Origin of the sequence: Bacillus sp. 7_6_55CFAA_CT2 (genome assembly GCF_000238655.1) — a bacterium.
GTDB classification, from domain to species: domain Bacteria; phylum Bacillota; class Bacilli; order Bacillales; family Bacillaceae_G; genus Bacillus_A; species Bacillus_A cereus.
Genome location: NZ_JH414708.1, coordinates 879,668 through 900,909 on the forward strand (window position 1 = coordinate 879,668; position 21,242 = coordinate 900,909).

The window sequence follows — 21,242 nt, forward strand, 5'->3', positions numbered from 1 at the left end:
GTGAAATGAAGTTGCATACACTTGTATCATGTTTGCATGATTTTCCAGTTGTTCCAAAAGAAAATCCAGAAATCACATCTATAGAAGCTGATTCACGTAAAGTGAAAGAGGGAAGCTTATTTGTATGTATGAAAGGATATACGGTTGATAGCCATGATTTTGCTAAGCAAGCAGCGGCACAAGGAGCGGCTGCTATTGTTGCGGAAAGACCAATTGATGTTGACGTTCCAGTTGTACTTGTGAAAAATACTTTTCGTTCGTTAGCGGTTTTAGCTGATTATTTTTATGGTCAACCGACACACAAGTTACATTTAATCGGAATTACAGGTACAAATGGAAAGACAACAACATCGCATATTATGGATGAGATTATGCGAGCACATGGTCATAAAACAGGGCTAATTGGAACGATTAATATGAAAATCGGTGATGAAACATTTGAGGTGAAAAATACAACACCAGATGCACTAACACTTCAACAGACGTTTTCAAAAATGGTTGAACAAGGTGTGGACAGCACGGTAATGGAAGTTTCGTCACATGCGTTAGATCTTGGTCGTGTACACGGATGTGATTACGATGTAGCGGTGTTTACGAATTTAACACAAGATCATTTAGACTATCATAAAACGATGGAAGAATATAAACATGCAAAAGGGTTACTATTTGCACAGCTTGGCAATAGTTATAATCATAATCGTGAAAAGTACGCTGTGCTGAATAGCGATGATAATGTAACAGAAGAGTATATGAGAAGTACTGCAGCAACAGTTGTAACATATGGTATTGATACAACAAGTGACATTATGGCAAAAAATATCGTTATGACGAGTGGCGGGACTACATTTACGCTTGTCACACCATATGAAAGTGTAAATGTTACGATGAAATTAATAGGTAAATTTAATGTATATAACGTACTTGCAGCAACAGCAGCAGGACTTGTTTCGGGTGTGAAATTAGAAACAATCATTGCTGTTATAAAAGAACTAGCTGGGGTTCCAGGGCGTTTTGAAGTTGTTGATGGAGGACAAAATTATACAGTTATTGTTGATTACGCACATACGCCGGATAGTTTAGAAAATGTATTAAAAACTGCAAAACAATTTGCAAAAGGTGATGTGTATTGTATCGTTGGTTGTGGCGGCGATAGGGACCGAACGAAGAGACCGATAATGGCAAGTGTTGCAACAAAATATGCAACTCATGCAATTTACACATCAGATAATCCAAGAAGTGAAGATCCAGCGGCTATTTTAGATGATATGGTACATGGTGCAAGTGGGAAAAATTATGAAGTGATTATTGATAGAAAAGAAGCGATACACCATGCAATCACTAAAGCGAAAGCAGATGATATCATTATTATTGCTGGTAAGGGTCATGAAACGTATCAAATTATTGGTAAAGAAGTTCATCATTTTGATGATCGTGAAGTTGCTAAAGAAGCAATTAAGGGGCGTTTAAGCAACGAAGAGTAACAACGTGAGAGGAGGACTACATGTGCTTGAGCAAGGTTTATTAGTAACGGCTGGGGTAGCATTCTTAATTTCTGTTGCCCTTTCGCCATTGTTTATTCCATTTTTAAGAAAATTAAAGTTCGGACAGAGTATTCGTGATGAAGGACCAAAGTCACATCAAAAAAAATCAGGGACACCAACAATGGGTGGTATCGTCATATACGTATCTATGATGGTAACTTCACTTATTATGGCGATTAAGTTTAATTATTTAGGTGCAGAGGTTTCGTTATTACTATTAGTGACGTTTGGTTACGGATTGATTGGATTTTTAGATGACTACATAAAGGTAGTTAAGAAGAGAAATCTTGGTTTAACATCAAAACAAAAATTAGTAGGTCAGCTTGTTATTGCTATTGCATTCTTTTTAATTGGAAAAGGGCAAGCGTTCCACACATACATCATGATTCCGGGAACGGATGTTAAGTTTGAATTAGGTTGGGCGTATTTCGTACTTGTACTATTTATGCTTATTGGTGGATCAAATGCAGTTAACTTAACTGACGGTTTAGATGGTTTATTATCAGGAACAGCTGCTATTGCATTTGGAGCATTTAGTATTATTGCTGTGGCACAAGAGCAATTTGGAGTGGCGATATTCTGTATGGCAGTTGTAGGAGCTGTACTTGGATTTTTAGTATTCAATGCGAATCCAGCAAAAGTGTTTATGGGAGATACAGGTTCATTAGCTTTAGGTGGAGCCATTGCAGCTGTAGCGATTTTATTAAAACAAGAATTGCTACTTGTAATTATCGGCGGAGTATTCGTAATGGAAACTTTATCGGTTATCATTCAGGTCATTTCATTTAAAACAACAGGAAAACGTGTCTTTAAAATGAGTCCATTACACCATCATTATGAATTATGTGGTTGGTCAGAGTGGCGTGTTGTTGTGACGTTTTGGTCTGCAGGATTTTTATTAGCTGTGTTAGGAATTTATATCGGGGTGTGGATGTAATTGAAAACTGTAACTGAATTTCAAAATAAGAATATTCTTGTATTAGGCATTGCAAAAAGTGGTTATGCAGCAGCTACATTGTTACAAAAGTTAGGGGCAAATGTTATTGTAAATGACGGAAAGCCTTTAGCAGAGAATGTACTTGCTGCAGAATTACAAGCAAAAGGAATGGACGTTGTATGCGGTGGTCATCCTTTAGAATTATTAGAGAGAAATATTTCTCTTGTAGTAAAAAATCCAGGAATCCCGTATTCTAATCCAATATTAGTTGCTGCGAAAGAAAAGCAAATTCCGATTGTTACGGAAGTTGAATTAGCATATCGTATTTCAGAAGCACCATTTGTTGGGATTACGGGGTCTAACGGTAAAACGACGACGACAATGCTGACATTTGAAATGCTAAAAGAAGGACAAAAGCATCCTGTAATTGCAGGGAACATTGGCACTGTAGCGTGTGAAGTAGCACAGGATGCAAACGAAAATGAAGTTGTAGTTACAGAACTTTCATCATTTCAATTGATGGGAGTAGAATTGTTCCAACCTAAAATTGCTGCGTTTTTAAATTTATTTGAGGCCCACTTAGATTATCATGGGACGAAGAAAGAATATGGTTTAGCGAAAGCAAATATTTTTAAAAACCAAACAGAAAATGATTATAGTGTAATAAATGCGGATGATGCAGATGTGATGGCTTTGTCTGCGTATTCTAAAGGTCAAAAAATCCTGTTTTCGACAACGAAAGAAATTGAAGATGGCGCGTGTATAAAAGATAACGCTCTTTATTTCAAAGGTGAAAAAGTTGTTGAAGTAAGCGATATCGTTTTACCTGGTCAACATAATTTAGAAAATATTTTAGCTGCGATGAGTATTGCGAAATTATTAGGTACTTCTAATGAAGCAATTACGGTCGTGTTAAAACGTTTTACGGGTGTAAAACATCGTTTAGAATATGTAACAACGATTAACAACCGTAAGTTTTATAATGATTCAAAAGCAACGAATATGTTAGCGACTGAGAAAGCACTATCTGCGTTTACACAACCGATTGTGTTACTAGCAGGTGGGCTTGATCGCGGAAATGAATTCGATGATTTAATTCCGTATTTCAAAAATGTAAAAGCGATTGTAACATTTGGACAAACAGCTCCTAAACTAGTAAGAGCGGCAGAAAAAGCGGGATTAGATATAATTGAAAGTGTCGATACTTTAGATGAAGCAGTGGTGAAAGCTTATGCTCATTCTAAAGATGGCGATGTTGTTCTTCTTTCTCCAGCGTGTGCAAGCTGGGATCAATTTAAAACATTTGAAGAAAGAGGAGACATTTTTATACAAGCTGTGCATAAACTTATATAAAGTAAATCAAAACATCAGTAGGCTAACACCTACTGATGTTTTGTTACATAGGGCAAAAGGTTCTGCCTAAAGAGGTGGTGTTTGTGGGTAATGAAGAAAACGCCTGATTTTATTCTCATCATCGTAACACTTTCATTGTTGACAATCGGAATGATTATGGTTTATAGTGCGAGTGCAGTTTGGGCCTCTTATAAAATGGGGGACTCATTCTTTTTTGCAAAAAGACAATTACTGTTTGCGGGTCTGGGTGTAGTAGCTATGTTTTTTATTATGAAAATTGATTATTGGGTGTGGCGTACGTATTCAAAAGTGATTTTGCTAGTTTGCTTCATTCTTCTTATTCTCGTTCTTATTCCTGGAGTAGGTCTTGTTCGAGGAGGAGCACGAAGTTGGATTGGAATCGGAGCATTTTCGATTCAACCGTCAGAATTTATGAAGTTTGCGATGATTATTTTCTTGGCAAAGTTTTTAGCAGAACGGCAAAAATTGATTACATCTTTTAAACGTGGTTTATTACCGGCCCTTAGTTTTGTGTTTCTTGCTTTTGGGATGATTATGTTACAGCCAGACCTTGGGACAGGAACGGTAATGGTTGGGACATGTATCATTATGATATTCATTTCGGGAGCGAGAGTCTTTCACTTTGCAATGTTTGGTTTGATTGGTGTAGCAGGATTTGTAGGGTTAATTGCATCAGCACCGTATCGAATGAAACGCATTACATCATATTTAGATCCGTGGTCAGATCCGCTCGGGAGTGGATTTCAAATTATCCAATCATTACTTGCAATTGGACCTGGTGGATTATTTGGGCTTGGACTTGGACAAAGTAGACAAAAATTTCTTTATTTACCTGAACCACAAACTGACTTTATATTTGCGATCTTATCCGAGGAATTAGGTTTTATTGGTGGTTCATTTGTGTTATTATTATTTAGTCTATTATTATGGCGCGGGATTCGTATCGCATTAGGAGCGCCAGATTTATATGGTACGTTTTTAGCAGTAGGTATTGTGGCGATGATTGCGATTCAAGTAATGATTAATGTTGGTGTTGTAACAGGACTGATGCCTGTTACGGGTATTACCTTACCGTTTTTAAGTTATGGTGGATCAAGTTTGACATTAATGTTAATGGCAGTAGGTGTATTATTAAATATAAGTCGCCATTCTCGCTACTAAACCCTGTTTATAAGACAGGGTTTTTCGTATGTGTGTAAAAATGCAATATGTATATAGAAATAAGTATAATGGAAATAAGAAAAGAGAAGCGGAGGAGTTAGTAGTGCGTGTATTAGTGAGTGGTGGGGGTACTGGTGGTCATATTTATCCAGCTCTTGCTTTAATTAGAGAAATAAAAAAGTTAAATCCAGAAGCGAGATTTTTATATATTGGTACGGAAAATGGACTAGAGAGTACAATCGTTCCAAAAGCAGGTATACCATTTCAATCTATTGTTATAAGTGGATTTAAACGAAAAATATCATTAGATAATGTGAAAACAGTAATGCGTTTTCTAAAAGGTGTACAGGATAGTAAACGATACATTCGTCGTTTTAATCCGGATATCGTAATTGGAACGGGTGGATATGTATGTGGACCAGTTGTATACGCTGCAGCCAAATTAGGTATTCCAACTATTGTACATGAACAAAATAGTGTACCAGGTGTAACGAACAAGTTTTTAAGCCGTTATGTTGATAAAGTTGCTGTTTGTTTTGAAGCAGCTATAGAGCATTTTCCAGAGTCAAAAGTGGTAATGACAGGTAATCCACGAGCATCAGAGGTAATGGATCAAAATGGAATGAAGGGGAAACGTTCAGTTGGGCTTTCTCTTCCTAAAAAGTCTGTACTTATATTTGGTGGAAGTCGTGGGGCTAGACCGATTAACGATGCCTTCGTTGAAGCAATTGAACAGTTTGGGAACAAAAGCTACGAAATACTATATGTAACGGGTGAAGTACATTATGATAAAGTGATGGAAGCCGTGAAGCAAAAAGGGAACCCAAGCAATGTTATTATTAAGCCGTTCATTCATAATATGCCAGAGGTACTAACTGGTGTAGACCTTGTTGTTTCAAGGGCTGGGGCAACAACACTTGCAGAATTAACAGCGTTAGGAAAACCAAGTGTGTTAATACCGAGTCCGTATGTAACAAATAATCACCAGGAAAAGAATGCACGTTCAGTTGTTGATAAAGGAGCGGCAAAAATGTTACTTGAAAAAGATTTAACAGCTGAAACGCTTATTCGTGATATTGATGAGATTTTATTGAATGCACAAACATTACAAAATATGAAGCTAGCGGCTAAGCAACTAGGTATTCCAGATGCAGCAAATAAGCTGTATGAAGTAATGAATAAGCTTGTAAAAAAATAAAGTGAGGCTTTAATCAGTGGGGAGTGATTCTCTCTCGTTGATTATTATCTTTCACTAATAGGATGTTTACTGACATCCTGATTCCGCCTAATTTCTTTGTTATCGCCGAATTTTGATTTAGGAGCTGTACTGCCCGTAAATAGAGGGATAACGTTAGGTGAACGCCCTGCATATTATTGTCATAAGGAGACTTAATATGGGGGAGATTGTCTATGGAACAATTAGTAAATGAGCTTATAGAAGCAGACGTTGGTCGTGTTTTAGTTAACGAGCCGTTAGCACGTTATACAACTATGAAAATAGGTGGACCAGCGGATATTTTAATTGTGCCAAAGCATGTAGCCGGCATTGAAAAAACATTACAGTTAGTAAAGCAATACAAAACGAAGTGGACTGTAATTGGTCGCGGTTCAAACCTTCTTGTATCTGATCAAGGCATAGAAGGTGTTGTTATTCGTTTAGGAGAAGGATTAGATCACTTAGAGGTCGAAAAACATAAGGTAAGAGTTGGTAGTGGATATCCTCTTATTAAATTGTCAACTTTACTTAGTCGTCAAGGGTTAGCTGGATTGGAGTTTGCGAGCGGTATTCCAGGAAGTGTCGGTGGTGCAGTATACATGAATGCAGGTGCACATAAATCGGATATATCGAGTGTATTATCGAAGGCTCTCATTCTGTTTGAAGACGGTACAATTGACTGGTTAACGAATAAAGAACTGGAGTTTTCTTATCGGGCATCTGTATTGCAAACGAAACGTCCTGGTATTGTTTTAGAGGCGGTGTTTCAATTACAGGCGGGAAAACGTGAAGAAATTGTACGTAGTATGCAAAATAATAAAGATTACCGCCGTGAAACGCAACCATGGAATCACCCGTGTGCAGGAAGTGTATTTCGGAATCCAATCCCACATTTTGCAGGAGATTTAGTAGAAAAAGCAGGGCTTCGTGGTTATAGGATTGGTGGAGCTCAAATTTCTGAAATGCATGGCAATTTTATTGTTAATACCGGGGGAGCTTCAGCGCAAGATGTATTGTCTTTAATTGAATTAATAAAACATACAATTAAGGATAAATTTGATGTAGATATGCACACAGAAGTAGAAATCATTGGAAGATAACGGTTATTCGTTCCGCTCATTATCATTTATGTTATAATAAGAAGATAAGAACGGCATGAGGAACATGCCGTTCTTTATGTTACATAGGGGGATCGTACATGAATAATAGTAAAGTGATTAAACTACAAGATCGTGTACCAAAATTGAAAAATCAAAAGAAAAAAAACAAAAAAATGTTAATCATCGATTGATTTTATACATATCAATTTTATTTTTATTAGTGCTCTTTTTAATTTATTTTCGGTCTCCGCTTAGTAATATAAAAAAGATTAGTGTGTTTGGAAATCACTATATGACGGATGAGCAAGTAATGAAGGATTCAGGCGTGACATATGATACAAGTTATTTCCGAGTGACAGCACATAAAGCTGAAGAAAACTTAACGAAGCGAAAAGAAATTAAAGCAGTAAATGTAAAAAAACGTTTTCCAAACAAGATTGATATTCATATCGAAGAATATTTAACGATTGGTTATATAAATAAAGAGGGAAAATTACAACCGTTGTTAGAAAATGGAAAAACGCTTGATGTACTACCTAATGGAAAACTTCCTGTTGCAGCACCGATTTTTGAACCTTTTAAAGAAGAGAAAATGAAGGAGTTAATCGCTGAACTAGAAAAATTAACACCAGCTATTTTAAAATCTATTTCGGAGATTCGCTATTCACCAACGAATGCGAATGAAGATCATCTTACTTTATATATGAATGAAGGTTATGAAGTGAGCACTACGATTCAAAATTTCGCAAAACGTATGGAAGCCTATCCACTTATTTTAAAAACAATTGAGCCAGGTAAGAAGGTATTAATTGACTTAGAAGTAGGTGCATATACGAAAGAATTAGGTGCGGAAGAAAAAAAAGAATAGAATGGTAGTTTTCGTTGCTTATAGCAGAAAAAACGAAACGAATGTTCTATTATATATATACGAATTTAGAAGAATGGTTCATTTGATGAAAAATATGTAAAAATTCTTAGATTCATACTAGTATTGGTACAAGTTTCACTTTTCTATGAGTACATCTTAGTGTAGACTTATACTTGGCGGTAAACTTTACACTCGAAATAGAATTATTTCAAGATAAGCAGTTATTCATAGTTTACTGCGATATTCTTAATTGAATGCTAAATAAAAATAAGAAAAATATAGGGTTAAAAAAGGGAAACGTATAAAGACGTTGAATATTTTTCTTATAAATAGTAAAGTTGCGATTGTTGTTCCATATATTGAGTTGTATGGTATAAATAAAGAAGGAGGTGCCAAAGAATGAACAGCAATGAAATATATGTTAGTCTTGACATCGGTACATCCAATGTTAAAGTCATCATTGGTGAAATGGTTAATGACAGCTTAAACATTATTGGTGTTGGAAATGTAAAATCAAATGGTTTAAAGAAGGGATCGATAGTTGATATAGACGAGACTGTTCGATCAATTAAAAAAGCAATTGAACAAGCTGAGCGCATGGTGGGAATCCACATTGAGCAAGTTGTAGTAGGTGTCAATGCAAACCAGGTACAGCTACTTCCTTGTCACGGAGTAGTCGCTGTTTCAAATGAAGATCGTGAAATCGGGAATGAAGATGTCTTACGCGTTCTAGATGCAGCACAAGTTGTGTCAATTGCTCCAGAACGTGAGTTTATTGATGTGGTACCTCGACAGTTCATCGTAGACGGTCTTGACGAGATTAACGATCCACGCGGGATGATCGGTGTAAGATTAGAAATGGAAGGTACACTTATTACAGGCTCGAGAACTTTACTACATAACCTACTTCGTTGTGTAGAAAAAGCAGGTCTTGAAATTGTTGATATTTGTCTTCAACCTTTAGCGGCTGCAACAGTTGCTATATCTTCAGATGAAAAAAATAGAGGAGTAGCCCTTGTTGATATGGGGGGAGGATCTACAACTTTATCTATTTTTAAAGATGGAGAGTTACAAGCGACGAGCGTATTACCATTAGGTGGAGACCATATAACGAAAGATATTGCGATTGGGTTGAAAACTTCAACAGAAAATGCAGATCAAATTAAGTTGAAATATGGACATGCTTTTTATGATACAGCATCTGAAGAAGAGATGTTTACGGTTCCTATTATGGGAAGTGATCAAACAGAACAATATTCTCAGTTAGAATTATCGGATATAATAGAGGCTCGTGTAGAGGAAATTTTAATGTTTGTTCAAGATGAAGTGCGTAAGTTAGGAGTAAAGCAAGTGGCTTCTGGTTATGTACTAACTGGCGGAATTGCTTCTATGCCAGGTGTTCTTGATCTTGCATATGATATTTTACATGAAAATGTTCGTGTAGCAACTCCTGATTATATTGGTGTGCGTGAGCCTCAATATACAAGTGGAGTTGGATTAATTAAACATTCTTATCAAAAAGCTAAATTACGTGGGAAAAATGTGCAGGAAAAGCAAGAGCATTTTGAACCAGTACCAGCACCAGCACCAACGCCGGTACAACAGCAACCCGCGAAACAAAAAACTCGTAATCAAAACAATAATAATCAAAATGATGACCGCATGATGTCAAAAGTAAAACGTGTATTCCGTTATTTATGGGATTAAAATTGGACACGAAAAATGAGGTTCTAGGGGGATTTCGACATGTTAGAGTTTGATACTACTCAAGATCAATTAGCGAATATAAAAGTTATCGGTGTCGGCGGTGGCGGAAACAATGCTGTAAACCGTATGATTGAACACGGTGTACAAGGTGTAGACTTTATCGCTGTGAACACTGATGCACAAGCATTAAATCTATCAAAAGCTGAAACAAAAATGCAAATTGGTGGAAAATTAACGCGTGGACTTGGTGCAGGCGCAAACCCTGAAGTAGGGAAAAAAGCTGCAGAAGAAAGTAAAGAACAGATCCAAGAAGCACTTCGTGGTGCGGATATGGTCTTCGTAACTGCCGGTATGGGCGGTGGAACTGGAACTGGTGCAGCTCCAGTTGTTGCTCAAGTTGCAAAAGAATTAGGTGCTTTAACAGTTGGTGTTGTAACACGTCCATTTACTTTTGAAGGACGTAAGCGTGCGACGCAAGCAGCATCTGGTATTGCAGCATTTAAAGAAAATGTAGATACTCTTATTGTAATTCCAAACGATCGCTTATTAGAGATTGTTGATAAAAATACGCCAATGTTAGAAGCATTCCGTGAAGCTGATAACGTATTACGTCAAGGTGTTCAAGGTATTTCGGATTTAATTGCAACGCCAGGTTTAATTAACTTAGACTTTGCAGACGTAAAGACAATTATGTCTAATAGAGGTTCTGCTTTAATGGGTATTGGTTCTGGTAACGGGGAAAATCGTGCTGCAGAAGCTGCGAAAAAAGCGATTTCTAGTCCATTACTAGAAACATCTATTGATGGAGCTCAAGGTGTTATCATGAACATTACGGGTGGCGCTAACTTAAGCTTATATGAAGTACAAGAAGCGGCAGATATCGTAGCTTCAGCTTCAGATCCAGAAGTAAATATGATCTTCGGTTCTGTTATTAACGAAGGATTAAAAGATGATATCGTTGTAACTGTAATTGCAACTGGTTTTGATGATAGCATTGCAACTCAACCACCAAAACCAATTATTCGTCCGAATGCGAACCACACGCAACAACAGCAACAACCAGTAGCTCAACCTTCAAAACAACGTGAAGTAAAACGTGAAATGAAGCGTGAAGAGCCAGTTGTACATGAGCGTCATTCAGATTCAGATGATATCGATATTCCAGCATTTTTACGTAACCGTCGTAGACGATAAAAAAAGGAGCTTTCATGCTCCTTTTTTGTTTTTTAAATGGAAAAGACCTGCTAAGCAGGTCTTTTTTTTATTTGGTATATTTTGTTGGTGAAAATAAGAGTATATCATTCTATGAATTTGTACTTTTATTTTTTACCGACAGATTATGTCTAGAAATCACAAAATAACAAAAAAACACCTCCGCAAATTGACACACTTTCCTATTGGATATGCATTATACTAGTCTCAACTTGAAAAAAGAGGTGAATTGTTTGGTTGTTTACGCCGACGTTGTTTGGTTGTTAAACGCCTGCATTGATTTTCTTTTGCTTTTATTAACAGCTACCGTGTTAAAAAAGAAAATCAAAAAATGGAGGCTTGTGTTAGGGGCATTTATAGGTTCAACTATTGTTATTTTTGCCTTTACTCCTTTTGCTTCTATGATGACACATCCAATTATGAAACTACTGTACTCGTTACTTATTGTGTATACAGCATTTGGGTTTACAACATTTAGAAATTATGCACAAACTGTTTTTACTTTTTACTTTGTAACCTTTATGGTTGGCGGAGGATTAATTGGAACTCATTTCTTTTTGCAAACGAATGAAATGGTAAATGGATTGGTTCAATCTCAGTCAATTTCTTACGGTGATCCAATTAGTTGGTTATTTGTTATTTTTGGTTTTCCAGTAATTTATTATTTTTCTAAAAAGCGTATTGAAAGTGTAGAGGTCACGAAAATACACTATGATCAAATTGTGAAAGTAAAAAATTCAATTAGCAGAAGAAGAACTAGAACTGGCAGGTCTTATTGACAGTGGGAACCAACTTTATGACCCATTAACAAAAACACCCGTTATGATTATGCATGTTTCATCATTAGAACATTGCTTACCATCTTGGTTAACAGAACAAATTTATTCCAAAACAGAAATTCCTCAAATACCAGAAAATGATTCTGGTTGGGCGACAAAATTACGCTTAATTCCTTTCCGTGCAGTAGGAGCAGAGAGTCAATTTTTGTGGGCAATTAAGCCTGATAGTGTGCAAGTTGACCATGAAGGTAGTTCTATTGTTGTAAACAAAGTATTAATTGGATTAAATACACAACAGCTTTCTACTAATGGGGAGTATCAATGTATTGTGCATCCAAAAATGTTGATTTCACAAAAAATGGTAATCGCTTAATAATGAGAGGCGGGATAATATGATGAAATTAAAATTTTATTTAGTATACCTTTGGTATAAAGTATTGCTGAAATTAGGAATTAAGACCGATGAAATTTATTATATTGGTGGAAGTGAAGCGTTGCCACCACCGTTAACAAAAGAAGAAGAGGAAGTTCTTTTGAATAAATTGCCAAAAGGAGATCAGGCAGCAAGGTCATTACTTATTGAACGTAACTTAAGGCTCGTTGTATATATAGCAAGAAAGTTTGAAAATACAGGGATAAATATTGAAGATTTGATTAGTATAGGAACAATCGGCCTTATTAAAGCGGTAAATACATTTAATCCAGAAAAGAAAATAAAATTAGCAACATATGCATCGCGTTGTATAGAAAATGAAATTTTAATGCATTTACGTCGAAATAACAAAAATCGTTCGGAAGTTTCTTTTGATGAACCACTAAACATTGATTGGGATGGGAATGAATTGTTATTGTCTGACGTGTTAGGTACAGATGATGATATTATTACAAAAGATTTAGAAGCTACTGTAGATCGTCACCTTTTAATGAAAGCATTACACCAATTAAATGATCGTGAAAAACAAATTATGGAACTTCGGTTTGGGCTTGCTGGAGGAGAGGAAAAGACGCAAAAAGATGTGGCTGATATGCTTGGGATTTCACAGTCATACATTTCGCGTTTAGAAAAAAGAATTATAAAAAGATTACGAAAAGAATTTAATAAAATGGTGTAAAGAATAAGACCAGCCGTTATGTAGGCTGGTCTTATTCTATTTAGTTGTATTAGGAAAGATAATTTAAATAACAAATCGTGAAAAAACCACATGCATAAAATCCCCTTCAAAGGAAATACTTTACACTGTACAGCAACTCCCGATAGGAGGGAACACTTTGACGAGAAACAAAGTAGAAATTTGCGGTGTTGATACAGCTAAACTTCCAGTATTAAAAAATGAAGAGATGCGTAAATTATTTCGTGAAATGCAAAGTGGAGAGATAAGCGCAAGAGAAAAATTAGTGAATGGAAACTTACGTCTTGTACTGAGCGTCATCCAAAGATTTAATAACAGAGGAGAATATGTTGACGATTTATTTCAAGTTGGTTGCATCGGACTTATGAAATCAATTGATAATTTTGATTTAGGCCAAAATGTAAAATTTTCAACGTATGCTGTGCCGATGATTATTGGGGAAATACGCAGATATTTGCGTGATAATAATCCGATTCGCGTATCGCGCTCATTGCGAGATATTGCGTATAAAGCTTTGCAAGTAAGAGAAAAGTTGATTGCAGAAAATTCAAAAGAACCAACAGCAATGGATATTGCAAAAGTGCTAGAAGTAACTCATGAAGAGATAGTATTTGCTTTAGATGCAATTCAAGATCCAGTTTCATTATTTGAACCGATTTATAATGATGGGGGAGATCCTATCTTTGTTATGGACCAGTTAAGTGATGAAAAACAAAAGGACGAGCAGTGGGTTGAAGAATTAGCATTGAAAGAAGGAATGAAGCGTTTAAATGATAGAGAGAAAATGATTATTAGAAAACGTTTCTTCCAAGGAAAGACACAGATGGAAGTTGCAGAAGAAATTGGGATTTCCCAAGCGCAAGTATCACGTTTAGAGAAGTCAGCCATTAAACAAATGAATAAAACGATTCAAGGATAAGGTCTCACCAATTATGGTGAGACCTTTTTATATGTAATATGGTTTGTGCTCATAGTAGGGGATTAGTGTTCATATAATTTCGTATAGGTGGCTTCCTGTAAATATGAGAAACAGTTTCCAATTTGTCATATAAGGGAGAGGATGAAAATGGCGATACGAATTTCAGAGTTACAGATGAAGGATGTTATAAATATTTCAGATGGAAAAAGGATTGGGAATATTGGAGATATTGAAATTGATATGAACACAGGGAAAATTTGTTCTGTTATTATTTCCAAACAGACACGTATGCTAGGTATTTTTGGAAAAGATGTTGAGATTGTAATTCCTTGGAAGGAAATTGTGAAAATTGGGGAAGATGTCATACTTGTAAGAGTAAATCCTGTTAATTCTGTAACAGAATCAATACAAACACCGACAATTTCATAAAGAATATTACAAATTCCTCTTTTTTTTCTGTTAGGATTATGAAAAAATAAAAGTATGGTAAAATAGACAGGAAGTACCATGCTTTTTTCTGTTATTTTAATTAAAAGGAGCCGCTTTATTATGAGAGAACCATTTAAATATGTGGACGGTATACTGTATTTACAAGAGTGGAAAGAACTTGGAAACATTACTGCTGGATTTACGACAAAAGATGGTGGGATAAGTACGGGCTCCTTTCATGCGATGAATTTAGGATTACATGTGAATGATATCGTGGAGAACGTTCATGAAAACAGACGCATTTTAGCAAATAAGTTACAAAAACCATTAGAAAATTGGATTTGCTCTGAACAAGTTCATGCTCATCATGTTGAAAAAGTAGGGCAACAGGAAAAGGGAAGTGGTGTCTATTCATATGAGGACGGCATTTCAAAAACAGATGGCATTTATACGAGTAATGAAGATGTTCTGTTAACGTCTTGTTACGCGGATTGTGTTCCGCTCTATTTTTATGCACCATCACATGGTATGATAGGACTTGCGCATGCTGGATGGAAAGGCACTGTACAAGAGATTGCAAAGGAAATGATTCAAAAGTGGAATGCAGAAGGTATTTCAAGTGATGAAATTCATGTTGCAATTGGGCCGTCGATCGGATCTTGTTGTTATGTTGTGGATGATCGTGTATTAACAGCAGCACAGGAAGTAGTTAGGGGTGCTGTTCCTAATCAAAAAATTTCTGACGGGCAGTACGCAATTAATTTAAAAGAAATTAATCGTATATTATGTGTACAAGCAGGCATAAAAGAAGAGCATATTGTAATGTCATCTCTTTGTACAAGCTGTGAAGAGCAACTATTTTTCTCTCATCGTCGTGATCAAGGTAAGACAGGAAGAATGTTGAGTTTCATAGGTTTTAAGGAGGAAGAAAGCAAGTGACAGTACAAGAAAATTTAGTAATTGTAAACGAAGCTATTAAAGAATCTTGCGCTCGAGCTGGACGTTCGTTGCAAGATATTAAACTTGTTGCAGTTACAAAAACTGTAGGGATTGAAAAAACAAACGAAGTAATTGAAGCTGGAGTTATCGATTTAGGTGAAAATAGAAATGAAGGTTTCTTACAGAAATACGAGCATTTCGGTTCAAAAGTTAATTGGCACTTTATTGGCTCATTACAAACGAGAAAAGTAAAAGAAATCATTAATGAAATTGATTATTTACATTCGTTAGATCGTCTTTCACTGGCGAAAGAAATTCAGAAACGTGCTGATAAGAAAGTGAAATGCTTTATTCAAGTGAAAACCTCATCTGAAGAATCGAAGCAAGGATTGGCAATAGAAGAGGTTGTTTCTTTTATTCAAAGTTTGCAAGAATTCGATAAAATTGAAGTGGTTGGACTAATGACGATGGCTCCATTTACAGAAGAAGAGGAAGAAATCAGACGCTGTTTTAAGGAATTACGTATGCTGCAAACAGAGGTGCAGGAGCTAGAGTTATTACATGCGCCATGTAAAGAATTATCAATGGGAATGTCCAACGATTACAAGATTGCAATTGAAGAAGGGGCTACATATATTCGTTTGGGAACGATTTTAGTAGGAAAAGCGTAAAAGGAAGGAGAATCTTATTATGAGTTGGTCAAAAGTAAAATACTTCTTTTTTGATACACCGGAAGAAAAAGAAGCAGCTCAATATGGTTATGAAAAGGAGCAAACAGACATGAAAAAGCAGCAAGATCCACCAGAACAACAAGACGTTACGTTTCCGAAAGCGCAACCGAAGCAAAACGTTGTGAGTATTGAAACAGCAAAACAATCTTCAAAAGTTGTTTTATTAGAACCACGCACATATTCGGAAGCACAAGGGATTGCGGACCACTTAAAAGGTAGACGAGCTGTTGTAATTAATTTGCAGAGAATGTCTACTGATCAAGCGGTACGTATCGTTGACTTTTTAAGTGGTACTGTATACGCTATAGGCGGGGATATTCAAAAAATAGGGCCGAAAACATTTATGTGTACACCTGAAAATGTAGATATTGTTGGTGCGATTTCAGAGTTATTCGGTGAAGAAGAAGAAACAAATATAAAGAGGTGGTAATACGCCATGACAACAGTTTTTATAGTGTTAAGTTATGCTATCGAGATTTACTCGTGGGCACTTATTATTTACATTCTCCTATCATGGTTTCCTGGTGCAAAGGAATCATCTTTTGGAGAGTTCCTGGCACGTATTTGTGAACCGTATTTAGAACCATTCCGCCGCTTTATTCCGCCGCTTGGAATGATTGATATTTCTCCAATCGTTGCGATCTTTGCGTTGAAACTTGCTAAAACTGGTTTGTTCAGTTTATTAAGCTATTTCTTATAGTAAGAAGGTAAATACATGAGCATCTACGAACATTTTAGGCCTGATGAGGAGGTCTTTGTGGATAAAGTGCTAGAGTGGAAGCGAGCGGCGGAGTACCATCAAGTGAAGTTAACGGATTTTCTCGATCCTAGGCAACAACAAATTGTTTCTATGGTAATAGGACAAGGTGATGTTGCTGTGCAATTTGGTGGTGCAACGCCTAATGCAGAGCGTAAAAGAGCACTTATTTATCCAGACTATCTAGAATTAAATGAAGAAGAATTTCAAGTAGAAGTATTAGAAATTGACTATCCTTCCAAGTTTTATACGCTAGAACATAGGCAAATATTAGGTACATTTATGTCTCTTGGTTTAACAAGAGAAAAATGTGGTGATATTTTGCTGCAAGAAAATCGTGCCCAAATTGTAGTTGCGAAAGAAATTGTATCGTATATTGAGATGAACTTACAATCAATAGGGAAAGTAAAAGTCTCTTTAGCGTCAGTGCAAGGAGAACAAATTCTACAGATACATGAAACGTGGGGAGAGAAATCTGGAACGGTTTCTTCACTTCGTTTAGATGTTATGTTAGCTGAAATGTTACATTTATCTAGACAGAAAGTACAACCTTTCATAAAAAATGGTTTAGTAAAAGTCAATTGGAAAACAGTGGAGCAAACTTCTTATGAATGTTATCCAGGAGATGTTTTTTCTGTTAGAGGATATGGCCGAAGTAAATTATTTTCTGTAGAAGGTAGAACAAAACGCGACAAATGGAGAATTTTGTATGGTATACTAAAATGATTGGTTTTTTAGAAGGAAATCCTCCTATTTTGTCGAAGAAAAGATATAATTGAAAGAGGAAATTTAGATAACTACTTGGAGGTGGCGTTGTGCCGTTAACACCATTAGATATTCATAACAAAGAATTTGGTCGCGGATTCCGTGGCTATGATGAAGATCAAGTAAATGAGTTTCTTGATCAAATTATCAAAGATTATGAATTGGTCATTCGTGAGAAAAAAGCTTTAGAAGAAAAAGTTGCGCAGTTAGAAGGGAAGTTAGATCATTTCTCTAATATTGAAGATACGTTAAACAAATCTATCGTTGTTGCACAAGAAGCAGCGGAAGAAGTAAAACGTAATGCGCAAAAAGAAGCGAAATTAATTGTGCGTGAAGCTGAAAAGAATGCTGATCGTATTATTAACGAAGCATTAGTAAAATCAAGAAAAGTTGCTTTTGATATTGAAGAGCTAAAGAAACAAGCGAAAGTATTCCGAACTCGTTTCCGTATGTTATTAGAAACACAGCTTGAGATGTTAAACAACGATGATTGGGATAAACTAATTGAATTAGAAGACGAAGTAGATGAACTGTTGAAAAAAGAAGAAACAGTGTAAGCTTGACGTTTTTCTCATTATTACATATAATTTTAAACAACATATTTATTAAGAAAAACGAAGATAGGGATAAGTACCTTTTCAAACCTTATATAGCGAACTGAGGATGGTGTAAGCTCAGGATAAGGAGATAGTGGGAATATCACCCTGGAGTTCCGCGCTGAACAAATAGAGTAAGCGTAGGCGTGTATTCGCGTTAAGAATATAAAGAGGATTCTATACATATGTATATGATCTACTAGGGTGGTACCGCGGGAGACTTTCTCGTCCCTTTTTGGGATGAGAAGGTCTCTTTTTTATTCCGTTTTTTAAGTATTTCTTTTATACATGTAAGGAGGAATTGAGCATGGAGTACAAAAATACATTACTGATGCCAAAAACAGAGTTCCCAATGCGTGGGAATTTACCAAAACGTGAGCCTGCAATGCAAGAAAAATGGGCTGAAATGAATATTTACGAAAAAGTACAAGAACATACAAAAGGTCGTCCTTTATTTGTATTGCATGATGGACCTCCATATGCGAATGGTGACATTCATATGGGACATGCATTAAATAAAGTATTAAAAGACTTTATTGTTCGTTATAAATCAATGACTGGTTTTAGTGCGCCATATGTTCCGGGATGGGATACGCACGGTTTACCAATTGAACAAGCTTTAACAAATAAAGGTGTAAAACGTAAAGAAATGACAGTTGCTGAGTTCCGTAAGTTATGTGCAGAGTATGCATATGAACAAGTAGAACGTCAACGTGAACAATTTAAGCGTCTAGGTGTACGTGCAGATTGGGATAATCCATATATTACTTTAGAGCCAGCTTATGAAGCACAACAAATTAAAGTGTTTGGTGACATGGCGAAAAAAGGTTATATCTATAAAGGGCAAAAACCAGTTTACTGGTCTCCAACGAGTGAATCTGCTTTAGCGGAAGCTGAAATTGAATATCAAGATAAAAAATCAGCATCTATTTACGTAGCATTTCCTGTAAAAGATGGAAAGAACGTATTAGAAGGTGATGAAAAGTACATCATTTGGACAACAACACCTTGGACATTACCTGCAAACTTAGGTATTTCTGTTCATCCAGAGCTTGAATATAGCATTGTAAAAGTAAATGATGAGAAATATATCATTGCTTCTGAGCTGTTTGAGACAGTTGCAAAAACGTTAGAGTGGGAAAATGCTGAAGTTATGAAAACAGTAAAAGGTAGCGAACTTGAGTATACAGTTGCAAAACATCCATTCTACGATCGTGATTCATTAGTTATGCTAGGAGATCACGTAACAACAGATGCAGGTACAGGTTGTGTTCATACAGCACCAGGACACGGGGAAGATGACTTCGTTGTTGGTAAAAAGTATGGATTAGAAGTACTTTGCCCAGTCGATGATAAAGGTGTATTAACAAATGAGGCACCTGGATTTGAAGGCTTATTCTATGATAAAGCTAACAAACCAATTACAGAAAAATTAGAAGAAGTAGGCGCGTTACTGAAACTAACATTCATTACACATTCATACCCACATGATTGGAGAACGAAAAAACCAATTATTTTCCGTGCGACAGCACAGTGGTTTGCATCTATTGAAGCATTCCGTAAAGAATTAATAGAAGCTGTAGCAGAAACAAAATGGGTACCAGCATGGGGAGAAACTCGTCTTCATAATATGGTTCGTGACCGTGGTGACTGGTGTATTTCTCGTCAGCGTGCATGGGGTGTGCCAATTCCGGTATTCTATGCTGAGAATGGTGATCCAATTATTACGGATGAAACAATTAACCATGTAGCAGATTTATTCCGTGAAAACGGTTCTAACGTATGGTTCGAGCGTGAAGCGAAAGATCTATTACCAGAAGGATTTACACATCCAGGTAGCCCAAATGGTGAATTCCGTAAAGAAACAGACATCATGGATGTATGGTTCGATTCAGGTTCTTCTCACCAAGCGGTATTAGAAGAGCGCGAAGATTTACAGCGTCCAGCTGATTTATATTTAGAAGGATCTGACCAGTATCGTGGTTGGTTTAACTCTTCATTATCAACAGCAGTTGCTGTAACAGGTAAAGCTCCATATAAAGGCGTACTAAGCCACGGTTTCGTACTAGATGGTGAAGGACGTAAAATGAGTAAGTCGATTGGAAACATCGTCGTACCGAAGAAAATCATGGATCAATTAGGCGGAGACATTTTACGCTTATGGGTATCTTCTGTTGACTATCAATCTGACGTACGTATTTCAGATGATATTTTAAAACAAGTAGCAGAAGTGTATCGTAAAATCCGTAACACATTCCGTTTCTTATTAGGAAACTTAGACGACTTTAAGCCAAGTGAAAATGCAGTAGCTGTAGCTGAACTTCGTGAAGTAGATCGTTACATGTTAGTAAAATTAAATGACTTGATTACAAAAGTTAAAGAAGCATATGAGACATACGACTTCGCTGCTGTGTATCATGCAATTCATAACTTCTGTACAATTGATTTAAGTTCATTCTACTTAGACTTTGCAAAAGACATTTTATACATTGAAGGTGCAAACCACGAAGATCGTCGTGCAATTCAAACTGTATTATATGATGTTCTTGTTGCGTTAACGAAACTTGTAACACCAATCTTACCGCACACAGCTGATGAAGTATGGCCATATATTCCAGGCGTAACAGAAGAAAGTGTACAATTAACTGATATGCCAGAAGCTGTACAATTAGATGACGCGGAAGCGTTAAAAACAAAATGGGATGCATTTATGACATTACGTGATGACGTGTTAAAAGCACTAGAAGTAGCTCGTAATGAAAAAGTAATCGGTAAGTCATTAAATGCAAGCATTACGCTATATCCAACTGCAGAAATGAAAGCTATGTTAGAGTCTATTAGCGAAGACTTAAAGCAATTATTCATCGTTTCTGAGTATAAACTTGGTGGTATGATGGATGAAGCGCCAGCAGATGCACCGAAGTATGAACATACAGCGGTTGTTGTTGTTCAAGCAACTGGTGAAACATGTGAACGTTGTTGGGTAGTTTCAGAAACAATTGGTAAAGATGCTGAACATGAAACATTATGTGAGCGTTGTGCAACAGTTGTTAAAGAAAACTATGTAAAATAATAAAAAAC

The 21,242-nt window shown here is 36.3% G+C and carries 18 protein-coding genes, 2 pseudogenes and 1 other annotated feature; all 20 genes and pseudogenes read left to right on the forward strand.

Annotated features, from left to right (window positions below):
• Positions 1 to 5 precede the first annotated feature (5 nt).
• The 20 genes and pseudogenes from murE (at position 6) to ileS2 (ending at position 21,234) form a co-directional block, all read left to right on the forward strand.
• Positions 6 to 1,481, forward strand: a complete 1,476-nt coding sequence (gene murE, locus HMPREF1014_RS04890) for a UDP-N-acetylmuramoyl-L-alanyl-D-glutamate--2,6-diaminopimelate ligase (RefSeq protein WP_000766316.1) — start codon at positions 6 to 8, stop codon at positions 1,479 to 1,481.
• Positions 1,482 to 1,503: 22 nt separating this feature from the next.
• On the forward strand, positions 1,504 to 2,478 hold the full coding sequence (mraY, locus tag HMPREF1014_RS04895) for a phospho-N-acetylmuramoyl-pentapeptide-transferase (protein WP_000893060.1): 975 nt from the start codon (positions 1,504 to 1,506) through the stop codon (positions 2,476 to 2,478).
• Entirely contained in the window at positions 2,479 to 3,831 is a 1,353-nt protein-coding gene (gene murD, locus HMPREF1014_RS04900) for a UDP-N-acetylmuramoyl-L-alanine--D-glutamate ligase (RefSeq protein WP_000860127.1), read from the forward strand.
• Positions 3,832 to 3,921: 90 nt separating this feature from the next.
• On the forward strand, positions 3,922 to 5,013 hold the full coding sequence (gene spoVE, locus HMPREF1014_RS04905) for a stage V sporulation protein E (protein ID WP_000753520.1): 1,092 nt from the start codon (positions 3,922 to 3,924) through the stop codon (positions 5,011 to 5,013).
• A 103-nt stretch (positions 5,014 to 5,116) separates the two neighbouring features.
• Positions 5,117 to 6,211, forward strand: coding sequence for an undecaprenyldiphospho-muramoylpentapeptide beta-N-acetylglucosaminyltransferase (gene murG / locus HMPREF1014_RS04910; protein ID WP_021728036.1), 1,095 nt, complete (start codon positions 5,117 to 5,119; stop codon positions 6,209 to 6,211).
• A 212-nt stretch (positions 6,212 to 6,423) separates the two neighbouring features.
• Positions 6,424 to 7,329, forward strand: coding sequence for a UDP-N-acetylmuramate dehydrogenase (murB, locus tag HMPREF1014_RS04915; protein ID WP_000437024.1), 906 nt, complete (start codon positions 6,424 to 6,426; stop codon positions 7,327 to 7,329).
• Positions 7,330 to 7,427: 98 nt separating this feature from the next.
• Positions 7,428 to 8,197: pseudogene (divIB, locus tag HMPREF1014_RS04920) on the forward strand (cell division protein DivIB).
• A gap of 399 nt (positions 8,198 to 8,596) precedes the next feature.
• Positions 8,597 to 9,904 (forward strand): cell division protein FtsA, encoded by a 1,308-nt coding sequence (gene ftsA, locus HMPREF1014_RS04925; protein ID WP_001087557.1) that lies wholly within the window; start codon positions 8,597 to 8,599, stop codon positions 9,902 to 9,904.
• 39 nt (positions 9,905 to 9,943) lie between these two features.
• Positions 9,944 to 11,098 carry a cell division protein FtsZ gene (gene ftsZ / locus HMPREF1014_RS04930; protein ID WP_000888984.1) on the forward strand — a complete coding sequence of 385 codons (1,155 nt, stop codon included), beginning with the start codon at positions 9,944 to 9,946 and terminating at the stop codon, positions 11,096 to 11,098.
• Between the two features lie 251 nt (positions 11,099 to 11,349).
• Positions 11,350 to 12,268, forward strand: a pseudogene (gene spoIIGA, locus HMPREF1014_RS04935) (sigma-E processing peptidase SpoIIGA).
• Positions 12,269 to 12,287: 19 nt separating this feature from the next.
• On the forward strand, positions 12,288 to 13,007 hold the full coding sequence (gene sigE / locus HMPREF1014_RS04940) for an RNA polymerase sporulation sigma factor SigE (RefSeq protein WP_000976948.1): 720 nt from the start codon (positions 12,288 to 12,290) through the stop codon (positions 13,005 to 13,007).
• A gap of 157 nt (positions 13,008 to 13,164) precedes the next feature.
• On the forward strand, positions 13,165 to 13,944 hold the full coding sequence (gene sigG / locus HMPREF1014_RS04945; RefSeq protein WP_000197755.1) for an RNA polymerase sporulation sigma factor SigG: 780 nt from the start codon (positions 13,165 to 13,167) through the stop codon (positions 13,942 to 13,944).
• A 147-nt stretch (positions 13,945 to 14,091) separates the two neighbouring features.
• Complete coding sequence (locus tag HMPREF1014_RS04950) at positions 14,092 to 14,373, forward strand: YlmC/YmxH family sporulation protein (RefSeq protein ID WP_001007674.1); 282 nt, start codon at positions 14,092 to 14,094, stop codon at positions 14,371 to 14,373.
• A gap of 120 nt (positions 14,374 to 14,493) precedes the next feature.
• Complete coding sequence (pgeF, locus tag HMPREF1014_RS04955; RefSeq protein ID WP_001209025.1) at positions 14,494 to 15,312, forward strand: peptidoglycan editing factor PgeF; 819 nt, start codon at positions 14,494 to 14,496, stop codon at positions 15,310 to 15,312.
• A complete protein-coding gene (locus HMPREF1014_RS04960) occupies positions 15,309 to 15,983 on the forward strand; it encodes a YggS family pyridoxal phosphate-dependent enzyme (RefSeq protein WP_000218007.1) in 675 nt (224 codons plus the stop codon). The genes pgeF and HMPREF1014_RS04960 overlap by 4 nt, the downstream gene beginning before the upstream one ends.
• 19 nt (positions 15,984 to 16,002) lie before the next feature.
• Positions 16,003 to 16,473 carry a cell division protein SepF gene (locus tag HMPREF1014_RS04965; protein WP_000119129.1) on the forward strand — a complete coding sequence of 157 codons (471 nt, stop codon included), beginning with the start codon at positions 16,003 to 16,005 and terminating at the stop codon, positions 16,471 to 16,473.
• A gap of 6 nt (positions 16,474 to 16,479) precedes the next feature.
• A complete protein-coding gene (locus HMPREF1014_RS04970) occupies positions 16,480 to 16,743 on the forward strand; it encodes a YggT family protein (RefSeq protein WP_000214233.1) in 264 nt (87 codons plus the stop codon).
• Positions 16,744 to 16,758: 15 nt separating this feature from the next.
• Positions 16,759 to 17,526 (forward strand): YlmH family RNA-binding protein, encoded by a 768-nt coding sequence (locus HMPREF1014_RS04975; RefSeq protein ID WP_002098127.1) that lies wholly within the window; start codon positions 16,759 to 16,761, stop codon positions 17,524 to 17,526.
• Between the two features lie 89 nt (positions 17,527 to 17,615).
• Positions 17,616 to 18,122 carry a septum site-determining protein DivIVA gene (divIVA, locus tag HMPREF1014_RS04980; RefSeq protein ID WP_001131611.1) on the forward strand — a complete coding sequence of 169 codons (507 nt, stop codon included), beginning with the start codon at positions 17,616 to 17,618 and terminating at the stop codon, positions 18,120 to 18,122.
• 51 nt (positions 18,123 to 18,173) lie between these two features.
• Positions 18,174 to 18,397: a binding site (T-box leader), on the forward strand.
• Between the two features lie 71 nt (positions 18,398 to 18,468).
• Complete coding sequence (gene ileS2, locus HMPREF1014_RS04985; RefSeq protein WP_000455949.1) at positions 18,469 to 21,234, forward strand: isoleucine--tRNA ligase; 2,766 nt, start codon at positions 18,469 to 18,471, stop codon at positions 21,232 to 21,234.
• Positions 21,235 to 21,242: the final 8 nt, after the last annotated feature.